This window comes from Nitrospiria bacterium (assembly GCA_036397255.1).
Taxonomy (GTDB): domain Bacteria; phylum Nitrospirota; class Nitrospiria; order DASWJH01; family DASWJH01; genus DASWJH01.
Genome location: DASWJH010000083.1, coordinates 1 through 12,809, shown reverse-complemented (window position 1 = coordinate 12,809; position 12,809 = coordinate 1). Strand labels below are relative to the sequence as shown.

The 12,809-nt window shown below is 42.0% G+C and carries 16 protein-coding genes; 6 read left to right on the top strand and 10 right to left on the bottom strand.

Annotation, left to right across the window (positions count from 1 at the left end; all coding sequences use genetic code 11):
• Positions 1 to 527 precede the first annotated feature (527 nt).
• From VGB26_11090 to VGB26_11080, 3 genes are all read left to right on the top strand, one after another.
• On the top strand, positions 528 to 953 hold the full coding sequence (locus VGB26_11090; GenBank protein ID HEX9758325.1) for a rubrerythrin family protein: 426 nt from the start codon (positions 528 to 530) through the stop codon (positions 951 to 953).
• 277 nt (positions 954 to 1,230) lie between these two features.
• Positions 1,231 to 2,535, top strand: a complete 1,305-nt coding sequence (locus tag VGB26_11085) for an anaerobic glycerol-3-phosphate dehydrogenase subunit C (GenBank protein HEX9758324.1) — start codon at positions 1,231 to 1,233, stop codon at positions 2,533 to 2,535.
• Positions 2,513 to 3,097 carry a DUF3501 family protein gene (locus tag VGB26_11080; protein ID HEX9758323.1) on the top strand — a complete coding sequence of 195 codons (585 nt, stop codon included), beginning with the start codon at positions 2,513 to 2,515 and terminating at the stop codon, positions 3,095 to 3,097. The genes VGB26_11085 and VGB26_11080 overlap by 23 nt, the downstream gene beginning before the upstream one ends.
• Before the next feature lie 519 nt (positions 3,098 to 3,616).
• On the opposite strand, the gene VGB26_11075 is transcribed toward VGB26_11080, so the two are convergent.
• The gene (locus VGB26_11075) at positions 3,617 to 3,850 is read right to left on the bottom strand and encodes a sulfurtransferase TusA family protein (GenBank protein ID HEX9758322.1); all 234 of its coding nucleotides are present in this window, start codon (positions 3,848 to 3,850) and stop codon (positions 3,617 to 3,619) included.
• 58 nt (positions 3,851 to 3,908) lie between these two features.
• Positions 3,909 to 5,078, bottom strand: coding sequence for a cysteine desulfurase family protein (locus tag VGB26_11070; GenBank protein ID HEX9758321.1), 1,170 nt, complete (start codon positions 5,076 to 5,078; stop codon positions 3,909 to 3,911).
• A 399-nt stretch (positions 5,079 to 5,477) separates the two neighbouring features.
• On the opposite strand from VGB26_11070, the gene VGB26_11065 reads away from it, so the two are divergent.
• From VGB26_11065 to VGB26_11055, 3 genes are read left to right on the top strand one after another with little or no spacing between them, the layout of a single operon-like run.
• Complete coding sequence (locus VGB26_11065; GenBank protein HEX9758320.1) at positions 5,478 to 5,804, top strand: DsrE family protein; 327 nt, start codon at positions 5,478 to 5,480, stop codon at positions 5,802 to 5,804.
• Positions 5,779 to 6,156 (top strand): DsrE family protein, encoded by a 378-nt coding sequence (locus VGB26_11060; GenBank protein HEX9758319.1) that lies wholly within the window; start codon positions 5,779 to 5,781, stop codon positions 6,154 to 6,156. Before VGB26_11065 ends, VGB26_11060 begins: the two co-directional genes overlap by 26 nt.
• Positions 6,157 to 6,173: 17 nt before the next feature.
• Positions 6,174 to 6,437: a hypothetical protein gene (locus VGB26_11055; GenBank protein HEX9758318.1), complete on the top strand. Its 264-nt coding sequence runs from the start codon at positions 6,174 to 6,176 to the stop codon at positions 6,435 to 6,437.
• 21 nt (positions 6,438 to 6,458) lie between these two features.
• Here VGB26_11055 and iscX read toward each other — a convergent pair whose 3' ends face one another.
• The 8 genes from iscX to VGB26_11015 form a co-directional block, all read right to left on the bottom strand.
• On the bottom strand, positions 6,459 to 6,674 hold the full coding sequence (gene iscX, locus VGB26_11050) for a Fe-S cluster assembly protein IscX (GenBank protein ID HEX9758317.1): 216 nt from the start codon (positions 6,672 to 6,674) through the stop codon (positions 6,459 to 6,461).
• Positions 6,675 to 6,701: 27 nt separating this feature from the next.
• Entirely contained in the window at positions 6,702 to 7,019 is a 318-nt protein-coding gene (locus tag VGB26_11045) for a 2Fe-2S iron-sulfur cluster-binding protein (GenBank protein HEX9758316.1), read from the bottom strand.
• 68 nt (positions 7,020 to 7,087) lie between these two features.
• The gene (gene dnaK / locus VGB26_11040; GenBank protein HEX9758315.1) at positions 7,088 to 8,917 is read right to left on the bottom strand and encodes a molecular chaperone DnaK; all 1,830 of its coding nucleotides are present in this window, start codon (positions 8,915 to 8,917) and stop codon (positions 7,088 to 7,090) included.
• A gap of 11 nt (positions 8,918 to 8,928) precedes the next feature.
• Positions 8,929 to 9,630 (bottom strand): Fe-S protein assembly co-chaperone HscB, encoded by a 702-nt coding sequence (hscB, locus tag VGB26_11035; protein HEX9758314.1) that lies wholly within the window; start codon positions 9,628 to 9,630, stop codon positions 8,929 to 8,931.
• A gap of 221 nt (positions 9,631 to 9,851) precedes the next feature.
• Entirely contained in the window at positions 9,852 to 10,208 is a 357-nt protein-coding gene (locus tag VGB26_11030) for an iron-sulfur cluster assembly accessory protein (GenBank protein ID HEX9758313.1), read from the bottom strand.
• A 37-nt stretch (positions 10,209 to 10,245) separates the two neighbouring features.
• On the bottom strand, positions 10,246 to 10,653 hold the full coding sequence (gene iscU / locus VGB26_11025; protein ID HEX9758312.1) for a Fe-S cluster assembly scaffold IscU: 408 nt from the start codon (positions 10,651 to 10,653) through the stop codon (positions 10,246 to 10,248).
• A gap of 56 nt (positions 10,654 to 10,709) precedes the next feature.
• Positions 10,710 to 11,924: an IscS subfamily cysteine desulfurase gene (locus tag VGB26_11020; GenBank protein ID HEX9758311.1), complete on the bottom strand. Its 1,215-nt coding sequence runs from the start codon at positions 11,922 to 11,924 to the stop codon at positions 10,710 to 10,712.
• Entirely contained in the window at positions 11,924 to 12,370 is a 447-nt protein-coding gene (locus VGB26_11015) for an Rrf2 family transcriptional regulator (protein ID HEX9758310.1), read from the bottom strand. Before VGB26_11015 ends, VGB26_11020 begins: the two co-directional genes overlap by 1 nt.
• Between the last annotated feature and the right edge of the window lie 439 nt (positions 12,371 to 12,809).

Genomic DNA, 12,809 nt, shown 5'->3' with positions numbered 1-12,809 from the left:
CACCCCTGAAGAAAAGGCAAAGGCAGGTCGCGTGGCCCTTTTGGCCTCCAGGACAAACACAATGCTCTCTATTCCAATGCTCTTTTTTATGGCCGCCTCCGGACATGCTCCAGCCGGCCTATTTTAGGCTAGGTAATTTTGGTTTAAGAAAACTTTACCCAAACTGAGCAAAACCAAGATAACCCTTCAATTCCGTTTACTTCTATAAGGGTAGTTTTATAGTCCTTCTTCATTTTCCAAAAAAAAAAACCACTCTATCCCTCATTCTCAAAACTTTCTTTTAACCCATTGAATTTTAAATTAGAAAAAAATTATTGACATTAAATTACTTTCAGGTTATATTCTCATTTAATAATTATTACTATTTGATAGTATTTAACGCTAATAAAAAATGGGCATTGAAATTATCCCTACTTTTATTTGACTTGTTTCTGATTTTATCTTAGTTTTAGATTTTTTATTCAGCCTTCATTGCTTTGGTCAATGAGGATACAACTCAACCTAATAGAAAAAGGAGGTCAAGAAAAATGGAAAAACCGCTTAAAGGAACTAAAACATGGGAAAACCTAAAAGAGGCGTTTGCAGGGGAATCCCAAGCCAACCGAAGATATCTTTATTTTGCGCGAAAAGCAGATATTGAAGGACAACCTGATGTGGCTGGGGTTTTTAGAGATACAGCAGAGGGAGAAACGGGGCACGCATTTGGTCATTTTGATTTCCTAGGCCAGGTGGGAGATCCCGTTACCGGAACCCCGGTTGGAGATACTGAACTCAACCTCAAATCGGCCATCGAAGGTGAAACCTACGAATATACGGAAATGTACCCGGGGTTTGCCAAAACCGCCCGTGAAGAAGGTTTTAGTGAAATTTCGGAATGGTTGGAGACATTGGCTCGAGCCGAAAAATCTCATGCCGGACGATTCCAAAAAGCATTAGACAGTCTAAAAAAATAAAGGCTGAACCTTTAAATTAGGATTGTAGGGTTGGGTTTCCCAACCCTACAAACCCTTTTCTTTATCGATTATCAGGGTATCGGGAAACCCCCTTGCAGTCATTCCCGAATGTCAAATTGGGGTTCCAGTTCATTTAAAAAATTTTTCCGATTCCTCTTTCCCGGTGAATGGATAGGAGGACAGGCTTTGCGGGAATAACAACTGGACAAGAAAATATTTCTTTTTCAGCAACCGGCTAAACCTTGAACTTCCTCCATTCCTATGTTCAGGACCTCTTATGAATCAGATCATTGATTTTGAAAAATCCTTAAATCCAGAAGTACTCTTTCAGGACACCTTAAAGGTCTTTGATATCTGTAACGGATGCAGAAGATGCTTCAACCTATGCCCTTCCTTTGATTTCCTTTTTAAAAAAATTGACGCCCGCGATGGAGAAATCGATCAACTTGAAACAAAAGAAATTGATCGAACGGTGGACCTGTGTTATTACTGCAAACTCTGTTATAACCATTGTCCCTATACCCCACCCCACCGGTTTAATCTGGATTTTCCCCTCTTGATGATCCGCTCAAAGGCGGTTCGCGCAAAATCGGTCTCTCCCTCCTTTAGGGATCGCCTCTTGGCCAATACAGACTTTCTGGGGAAATGGTCTTCGTTGTTTGCCCCTATGGTCAACTGGGGTCAGAAAAATTCTTTTTTCCGGAAGATATTACACAGCTTAATGGGAATTCATCAGGAAAAGCTTCTTCCCACATTCTCCCAGACTACCTTTCCGGATTGGTTTACCACTCATCAGTTTAAGAATCTCAAATCATCGTCATCCCCTCCGGCAGAAAAGGTGGCACTTTTTTCCACCTGTTTCATTAATTACAACCAACCTGAAATTGGAGCTGCAACGGTTGAAGTTTTAGAGAAAAATGGTGTAGAGGTTTCATACCCCGAGCAAAACTGTTGCGGAATGCCATACTTTGACACAGGGGATTTTGAAAAAATACGGAAAAAGGCTTGGTTTAATATTCAGTCTTTAAAAGCCTCCATCTCCCAAGGAATGAAAATTGTCGTGCCTATGCCGACCTGCAGTCTAATGCTCAAAAAAGAATATACCACCCTTTTTCCGGGGGAAGACTCCCAATTGGTGGCCTCCAACACCTACGACCTTTGTGAATATTTAATGAAACTAAACGACCAAGGGAAGTTGGATACCAACTTTAAACAAAACCCTGGGAAAATCTTTTATCAGATCCCTTGCCATCTTAGGGACCAAAACATTGGGTATAAATCCCGGGACTTGATGAAATTAACCGGTGCATCGGTTAATATCTCCGAACGGTGCTCCGGCCATGATGGGACCTGGAGTGTTAAAAAGGAATATTTTGATTTATCCCTTAAAATCGGGGATACACTCTTTAAAAATGTCCAGGAAGAACCCCCGGATATTGTCTGCACCGATTGCCCGCTATCGGGCCTGCAAATGGAACAAGGTACCGGTAAAAAAAGCCTGCATCCCATCCAGGTCATCCATCAGGCCTATGGCCTGGATCGCATTAACGGAGGAAGAAATGAGAAAGCTTCAATTGGGTGATATCCATCCTCTCTCAGAATATGAGGGGATTCGAAATGAGATGAGGGAGCAAATTATCCAAATCAAAAAGGCTCGTCGTCTGCAAATCGGAGATTTGATCTCTATGGTTTTTGAAAACAGGGAAACCGTTATTTTCCAGATTCAGGAAATGATGCGCGCAGAACATATTTACGACGATACTAAAATCCAGGGGGAAATCGATACTTTTAACCCTTTAATTCCCGATGAAAACGAACTCAGCGCTACTCTCTTTATCGAAATCACTGACCAAGAAAAAATAAAAAAAACACTGGATAAGTTACAAGGGTTAGACCGAGAAAACGTCCTTTTTTTTCAAATGGGTGATCAAGGAACCATTTCCGCAACCTTTGAGGAAGGGAGAAGCAATGAGGAAAAAATCAGCTCCGTTCATTATGTAAAATTTTCGTTCACGAAGGAACAGCAGGATTTATTCTCAAAAATGGAGATCCCGGTTCAATTGGTGATCAACCATCCCTACTATCAAAAATCCACCACCCTAACCCCCGAAACAAGAATGAGCCTCCTGGCTGATTTCAAGTAAAAAAACTCATCATGGAAGGGAGGGGGTAAATTTCGTCATTCCCGCGAAGCCAGTCCCCGTAAGCTTTAAGCAGGGAGCGGAAATCCAGGTTTATTTTCCCCCTTGAGCAAAGGGGGTTAGGGGGATTTTAAGATCCGGTATCCCTCCGTTTTTAATTTTTAAGTTCCAATCCCGTCATTCCCGCGCAAACGGGAAACCAGAGGCGTGGTAATTAGGAAAAAAGGAAGAGAGAAAACATAATGGTTTTAAATGGGAAATGGAAACAAAAGTTCTAGAAATTCAATTTTTGCCTAATTTCTGAAAGGAAAATTTTAAAGGTAAAGTTTGGGGCCAGAGGGGGAATCGACCCCCCATGGAGCCCGGTCCCCAAAGATTTTGAGATCCCATGGATGTTTATTTTTCTTTTATTTCCTTTCTTTCTAAAAAGGATTTCGCCTCCCCGGATTTTGCACCTAGATCATTCGAAAGGACCCTCTAGAATGAAGAGTAAATGGGATTTTTTCATTTTGTAATAATTTTTTATTCAACTAACTTTTTAACATAAATACGATAAGATCCTTCTTCCTCTACCAATTCTATAAACTCATTTCCGGTATTTTTACACCAGGCAGGCATATCTTTAATTATTCCTTCATCATCATTTAAAACCTCTAAAATTTGACCAATTTTTAGTTCTTTAATTTTTTTTGCGGTCAAAACAATCGGCATCGGGCAAAAAAGCCCCATGGCATCTAACGTCATATCCGCTTCCATGCGTTTAACCTTTTCCCTTCCTTTTCTTTGGCTTTTTCATTTTCATCATATTTTTTTCCTACCTCTTCATCTCCCGATAATCGGGAGACATTTCCCTTAACTTTTTCACAAGCGGAGGGAACTCCTTCACCAAAAAATCAACCTCTTCATCCGTATTTCCAATTCCCACACTCAAAACCAGAGAGCTTTTAGATAAGTCTTCAGGAATGCCAATAGCAGACAACACACCAGAAGGCCTTAACGCCTGGGAAGAACAGGCAGAACCACTTGAGGCTCCAATTCCAATTTCTCCCAAGGTGGACAATAACGTTGCCCCCTCAATTAATTTCACACACCAGCTGCAATGATGGGGAAGCCGGTGAACCCATGACCCGGTAGAGACCAAAGCTTCAACTTTTCGCTCTATTTCCAATTTTATCCGATCTCTCAAGCGAACCAAAACCTCCAAACGACTATCCATATCTTTTTGGGCTAATTCTGCCGCCTTCCCAAATCCCACAATGGCTGGAACATTTTCCGTTCCGGACCGTTTTCCATGCTCCTGGGTTCCCCCCTCAATTATTGGCCGGACCCGGGTCCCTCGCCTCATATACAAAACCCCGACTCCTTTTGGCCCATAAAGGGTTTGGGACGATCCGGTTAAAAGATCCACACCCAGAGCTTCAACATCTAGTGATATCAACCCCATGGTGGCGGAGGCATCCGTATGCAAATAAACCCCTCGACCCCGAGTTATTTTTGAAATCTGTTCAATGGGCTCTATGGTTCCAATCTCATTATTTCCGTGGATGATCGAAACCAATATGGTATCCTCCCGAATGGACTTTTTCACATCCTCAGGGCTGATCACCCCCTGATGATCTACCGGAAGAAACGTCACCTCAACCCCTTCTTTTTGCAAGGACTTTAAAGGGTGTAAGATGGATAGATGTTCAATGGGAGTGCTGATGATATGCCGCCCCCGATTTTTCAATGCCTGCACAACCCCCTTCAAGGCTAAATTGTTTGATTCCGTAGCAGACCCAGTAAAAAATATTTCTTCTGACTTTGCATTAATTAATTTGGAAACACTTTCCCTTGCGTGTTCAATGGCAGAGGAGGCCTCTTTTCCCCAACCATGTTGACTTTGGGGATTACCGAAGGCCTTTGAAAAATAAGGAAGCATGGCCTCTATGACATCGGGGAGGACCGGTGTGTTTGATATATGGTCAAAATAAACTTTTTTCATGGGTTACGCTCTTTTTTATTCCCGAGGAAAATAGTAAGGAACCCTTTATCTCAATGTCAAGGATCGAACCAATTCCAATATTTAAAAAAAAACCTCTTTCGAAGCTTGGTCCTAAGCATCTAAATGATAACTCCCGCGTAGGTGAAAGTCCACTATAGGAAATATCCCCGGATTCCCACACCCCGCTTAAAGCATACGGGGACAAGTTTCGGGGAATGACAAAGCACTTCTTTGGAGCGTTAAGCCGAATAAAACTTAGAAAAAAGGTTTATCATTTACCGGGCCACGTCGACAAACGGGGTTTATTAAAACTTGGGCAAATTGACAATAAACTTTGGAACATGTTAAATTGGTCTTCCAAATTTTTATTAAAAATAAATAGACAGAATTTTCAGGAATATGGAAAACACTTCTTTGGCTGGTAAAAAATTAGGCCTTCTCCTTTCAACGGACCAAAGGCATCCCAATTCCCAAACCACACTTGGGTTGATTCAGGAAGCCCTTTCCCAAAAGGTTGGGGTTTACCTCTACCTGATTGATGAAGGGGTAACCAACATACAAAATCAGGCCTTCTTCGACCTTTCTCAAAAAGGAGTTAAACTCTTTGTTTGCGCCTATAGCTGCCAACGCAGGGGTATTCCCAGGGACTCCCGGTTTACCTATTGCGGACTGGTCGTACTGTCTGAATTAGTTAATACATGTGACCGTTTTATATCTTTTAATTAACCCTATGCCTTTTTCTATTTTATTTTTAATCAAAACCGATCCCAGGAAAAGCCTTCGCCCTTCAGAGGCCATTCGAATGGCGGTGGGTCTGGGGACGAACAAAAACCCTCTTTCCATTATTCTGATGGGGAAAGCCATTCACCTGCTTAATTTTGAAACGGAGGACCTAGAAGACCTTGAAACAGTTGAACGGTATCTTCCTATTTTAGAAGAGTGGAAAATCCCCATTTATATTGAAGAAGGTTCGCTCAAAGAAATTAACACTGATGGACATCATTTTGAGCTGAAAGGACTATCCACCGAGGAAATGAGCAGACGGTTGGCTCAAACCGACCGGATTTTTGTTTTTTAGAAGAGGCAGGCCAAAAATTGAAGAAAACGTTATTTATTGTTAAAAACAGATCCGATGCAAAAGATGTTTTTGAATTCATATTGGAACAAATAAAAACTCAGGAAGCGGAACCGACCCTTATTTTGATCCAAGAGGCCTCCCAGGTGAGGGTTCCTCCCCCCATTAAAGCCCACATTTTGTCGGAAAAGCCCGGCAGATCTTTCGAGGCTTTGGATAATTCCATAACCTATAAAGAAATGCTGGATTTTATATTTTCAACGGATTCCCTCGTGGTATGGTAACCCTCTCCAAGGATTTTTGGATCAGGCCCCCTGTTCGTTCTGAAATTCTTCATGCCAGGCCATTTGAATCCCTTCAAGAATCTTTTCATTGGATTTCTTAGGGTCGTCTTCAAAAGAGGGCAATTCGGTAACCCATTTATGAAGATCCGTAAAACGGACTGTCAGGGGATCCAGATCTGGATATTTTTCCATTAATTGAAAGGCGATTTCTTCAGTGTCACTCCACCCAATCTTCATGGCCTTTACCTCATCTCTATAGGGTTTCTAAAATTTGTTCTCACTTGGAATTTCCACCACCACATCCCCTTTTACAATGGCTTGGCAGGCCAATCGGGAGTCCAGGGTGAGGCCATCTGCATCTTCCAATTGATCCTCTTCTTCTTCTGTTTTGGGAGAAAGAAATTCCATTCCTTGTTTGACAATGACATGGCAAGTGGCACAAGCGCAATTTCCTCCACAGTTGTGCTCCAGTTCAATATGATGATCCAAAGCCAAATCTAAGACCGATCTCTCTTCCTCCGTTTCCACGGTACGGTTTACTGGAAGAAAGGTAATTTTATATGTTTTCTTTTCCTTGGACATGGAAGGGAACCCGAATGCTTCTACTCATTACACCCAGGTTTTATTAAGGGTTAGCGGGGGTCAATATTTTAATCACTGGGTAATTCTTTTAAACTCCGGCTTTTCAGACTTTCCCCCAACCGATGATCCAAAAGGCGTTTAGCAAATGGAGAGGTTACTTCATCCAGGTTTTGGATTTTCTCCCGTATTTGTTTTTGATCCTCATTAGCCAATGCGTTTTTTAATGTAGTAACGGCTTGGGAAATGACCTCTTTTTCTGAAGGATTAAGGAGAGGGTCTCCCTCTTTTAAAGCCTTCTCGGTGTGATGCAGAATGGTTTCTGCTTCGGTCTTCGCTTCCACCAGCATCCGTTCTTTAAAATCCTGCTCAGCATATTTAAAAGAATCGTTCACCATCTGTTGAACATCGGCCTCATTCAACCCATAGGAGGGTTTCACTTCTATGCCACTTTCCTTTCCCGTCTTTTGATCAACCGCTGTCACGCTCATGATGCCATTGGCATCCAACAAAAAGGTCACCTCAACCCTCGGTACCCCGGCGGGAGAAGGTTCAATCCCTTTTAAGGTAAACCGGGCCAGACTTCGGTTATCTTTTACCAATTCTCTCTCTCCCTGAAGCACATGAATTTCGACACCCGTTTGGTTTTCAATATAGGTCGTAAATGTTTCTTTTGCACTGGTGGGGATTGTGGTATTTCGGTATATCAAAGGACTCATAACCCCCCCGAAGGTTTCAATTCCCAATGAAAGTGGGGTCACATCCAACAACAGCATATTACGGGTTCCCCCGCTTAAAATATCTGCTTGAACGGCGGCCCCCAAGGCAACCACTTCATCCGGGTTTAATTCCGTGTGGGGAACCCTTTCAAAGGTTTCCCCCACAACTCGTCGTACCATTGGGATTCGCGTCGATCCCCCCACCAATACCACCACATCCACATCCTTAGGGGAAAGGCTCGCATCTTTAAGGGCTTGAAGGCAAGGGCCTAAGGTTCTCTCAACAATGGGTTGAATAATATTTTCCATTTCCTTCCGGGTAAACTGCCGTTGATAATGACCTTTTCCCTCGGGGAGAGGCAATACCAACTCACTCTCTTCCTGATTGGAAAGATCACATTTTATTTTTTCAACTCTTTCACGGGAAAGCTGCAGTAATTCGGGAAAAGACGCCACCCCAACTGAAAACTTTTCTTTGATTTCCTGAAATACAAAGGAAAGAAGGGCGTTGTCAATGTCATCCCCTCCCAAATGGGTGTCCCCGTTTGTGGACAAAACTTCAAATATTCCTTCTTTAATCTTTAAAAGGGAAATATCAAATGTTCCCCCTCCCAAGTCATATACAGCAACGGTTCCCTTCTTTTTTTGGTCCAATCCATAGGCCAGGGAGGCAGCAGTGGGTTCATTCACAATTCTCAAAACCTCTAAACCCGCAATCCGTCCGGCATCTTTTGTTGCCTGCCGTTGACTGTCGTTGAAATAAGCGGGGACGGTGATAACAGCCTCCTTAACCTCTTCCCCCAGAAAGTTCTCGGCACGACTTTTTAGTTCTTTTAGGATAAACGCGGACAATTCAGGGGGAGTATATTCTTTTCCTTCAACCGAAAAACGGATGATCCCATCACGTTCTTTAAGTTTATAGGGAAGATATTTCAAATCTTTTTCCAGATCCGAAAGGCCCTTTCCCATAAACCGCTTGACCGAATAAATGGTATGACCCGCTTGATGAACCCATCGGTTCCTTGCAGGATCTCCCACCAGAACCCTCCCTTCATCAAAGGCAATAATGGAAGGAACAATGGCCTTTCCCCCCGCCCCTTTGATGACCTGGGGTTCTCCATCCTGCATGATGGCAACCAAACTATTGGTGGTTCCTAAATCGATGCCCACAATTTTTGACATAATCAAAACGCCTATGTTTCTAGTGCTTTCCCAATATCTCGAATCACTGTATTTAAATAGGACCGGTTATATAAAATATCACGAATTTCCTTAAAAATTTTCTTTTTTTCCTCAATCCGTTCTTCTTTAAGGCTCCCTTTGTGAAAAAGATCCCACTTTTGAAAAAGACCAACCAGTTCCTTTTCCAACTCGCCTCTCCTGCCTTCCAGGTCCCTTTTTTCCTTTTCGAGGTTTTCTTTTAAAGCACTGTCTAAGGAATCGGGTTCATCCTTTGATTTCCTGAAATCCTCTATCAACTCCTGAATTTCAAAGATTTCTTCAAACAGGTCCGCAGGAGGTTGTTTTTGGTTTTTTGAAGGAGGTTCTCCTTCCAACGTTAAAAAATATTCAGCCCGTTCGATTGGATCTTTTAGCGTTCGATAGGCCTTATTCAGAAACACAGAGTTTTCAAGGCTTAATTTCTTTTCATTATCGATCGATCCATGGAAAAAATCAGGATGAAATCTCCGACTTAATTCATGAAAGGCCTTTTCAAGATCTTGAGGATTGATAGAAAGAAGACGCGGGAAACCCAAAAAGGAAAAGTAATCCTCATCTAAAGAAACCGGCTGAACCTTTCCGCAATGCTCACAAAAAGAACGGGTTTCGGTTTTTTTTTGGCAATGCCAACAGTTTAACTGAACCATTTCTTTTCCCTTATGAAGAATGGACATATTTACCAACCTCTAAAAAAAATTTGTCCAGCCCTGCCGGTAGATAGGAAACAAAGAAGCCGAAAGGGAAAAGTTTTATCCAATTTTTCGGGGGAAAAGGCCAAAGAAGGTCCACTTTAGATAAAAAATAAAAGGGCCTCTACGGCCCTTTTTTTCCATTGAAACAAACATTTTTTTAACTCAACCCATTTTTGGGAAAAGAGATAAAAAACACTTTCTGGTTAGGCAGAAAAGGATTCACCGCAACCGCAGCTTTGTTTCGCATTTGGATTGATGAACTTCAGACCACCTCCGGTAAGGCTTTCCACATAGTCCAGAGTCGTTCCCTGAAGATAAAGAGCACTTTTTAAATCCACGATGACCTTCGTTCCCAGGATCTCATACACCTGGTCATGCTCTGATATTTTATTATCAAAACGCATATCGTAAGAAAGACCAGAACACCCTCCTCCCCGAACAGCTATCCTCAACCCTGCATCTTCCATATCAGGAGCCTGGACCTGCATTAAACGCTTCACTTCTTTGGCAGCACTTTCCGTGAGATTAACGGGTGGTTTTCCTGTGGTTGTTTCCATCATTATCCCTCCTTTTTAAATCTTTCGGGGAAAAATCAATTTATTTTCCTTTGTTTTCCCCTTCTGAGTTAACCCAACGCTTTTTATAATCCTCTAGAGCGGCTTTAATGGCATCTTCAGCTAAAACCGAACAATGAATTTTTACAGGCGGAAGGTTTAATTCTTTGACAATTTCCGTATTCTTAATGGCTTTTGCCTCTTCGATTGATTTACCTTTCATCCACTCAGTGGCCAAGCTGGAACTAGCAATGGCACTGCCACAACCAAAGGTTTTGAACTTGGCATCTTCAATGACCCCTTGATCATTAACCTTGATTTGCAATTTCATGACATCCCCGCACTCGGGTGCCCCAACAATACCCGTTCCAACCCCTTTGGTATTTTTATCCAGGCTCCCCACATTTCGCGGGTTGTTATAATGTTCAATTACTTTATCGCTGTAAGCCATTTTAATTCACCCCCCCAATTTTCAAATTTTATGGTCTTTTAGGACTATTGTCATGTTTAGTGTTGACTCCACTGAACGGATTTTAAATCGACTCCCTCCTTCGCCAACTCATAAAGAGGAGACATTTCCCGTAATTTATTAACCGTTTCAGTCACTCGCTGCACCACGTAATCTACTTCTTGTTCGGTGTTAAACCGTCCCAATCCAAAACGGATCGAAGAATGGGCAAGGTCAGCCCCTACACCCAGAGCCCTTAAAACATAAGAAGGTTCCAATGTGGCCGAGGTACATGCCGATCCAGAAGAGAGGGCTATCTCTTTTAAACCCATCAAAAGGGCTTCCCCCTCTACATAAGCAAAACTTAAATTTAAATTGTTAGGCAAATGATTGACTGGATGACCGTTGAGATAAACTTCATCAAGATTTTTTAAAATTCCTTCTTTAAGCTTATCTCTAAGATACGCCATTTGCTTACCTTCTGCCTCCATGATTTGCCCCGCAATCTCACAGGCTTTTCCAAACCCGACAATACCCGGAATATTTAAGGTCCCGGAGCGCATCCCCCTTTCATGTCCTCCCCCGTCCATTTGGGGAGCCAACCGGACTCGAGGGTTTCTGCGTCTTACAAACAGCGCCCCAACCCCTTTTGGGCCATAAATTTTGTGGGCTGAAAAAGATAGGAGATCAATCCCCATTTCGCCTACATGTACAGGTATCTTTCCCACGCCCTGTGTGGCATCACAATGAAAAAGGATACCCTTTTCTTTCGCAATTTTACCAATTTCTGCAATGGGGTTGATGGTTCCGATTTCATTGTTGGCCAGCATGATAGAGATAAGGATGGTCTTATCCGTTATTGCTTTTTTCACTTCTTCCGGAAGAACCACCCCATTTTTATCAACGGGTAAATAGGTGACTTGGTAACCCTGTTTCTCAAGTCTCTTTGCGGAGTCCAAAATGGCTCTATGCTCGGTGGTACTGGTAATGATATGATCTCCCTTTTCCCGATACATTTCGGCTACACCCTTAAGGGCTAAATTATCGGATTCGGTGGCACCGCTTGTAAAAATGATTTCTTTTGAATCAGCATGAATCAAATCTGCCAATTGCTTTCGGGCTATTTCCGTTGCTTGTTCTGCTTCCCAGCCAAAGGAGTGATTCCGACTTGCTGCATTGCCAAATTTATCGGTTAAATAAGGCATCATCGCTTCCAAAACTTTCGGGTCGAGTGGCGTAGTCGCATGATTATCCATAAAAATCGGTAACTTCATTACTTCACCCCTTCTCCATGAAATGTTAAATGGATAATATCATCACAACGCATTTCTTCAAGAGTGATATTATCCAATAAATTTGAAATGCTTTGTTGTATTTTGGTCAAAGGACTTCGAACACTACATTTTTCAATTTGCAAACACTGGTGATCTTCTTGATTACATTCCATCATTTGGATGGGCCCTTCAATTGCCTTCACAATTTCCCCCACCGAAATGTTTCCAGGTTCTTTTGCTAATTGATACCCCCCCTTCGGGCCGTTTTGGCTTAGGATTAATCCTTTCTTTGCCAAACGCTGTAACACCTTTGCCAGAAGTTCTCCGGGAATACTGTACTCCTCAGCAATTTCTTTTGTATTAATCACCCGGCTTTCATTATCGTGAAAAGCAATATAGGTCATTGCCAGAAGTCCATAATCAATTTTTTTAGAAAGCCTTAACATGTTTTCCTTTTAATCTACTAACTACGACTATTCTAGTCCCCGATTAAAACCATCGCATACAGAATACCAAATAAATCCACTCACTGTCAAGTGGTAAAATTCATTTGTTTTATTAATAATTTCAAATAGTTATATAAAAATTAGGATTACGATCAAATTTATCCCCGATCAAATTTATCGGATACGTTATTATTATACCTTAAAAGCCCCCGTCAAGTGGAAATTAATAAGAAGAAAGGGATTTTTCCGAAATTAATTTTTTGGAATGAAGAAAGCAGGTATTTGAGTAGCATGAAAGCTGATAGTGTAAAGTATTATGTGTGAAATTGAGGGTTGAAAAAATGGCGTTTTCCAACCAAGATAAAGTGTGCAACCCTAACCCAGGAGGAAAACGCCATGATGGAACTCAAAGTCAATGTACCACAAATCCGAGAGTTTT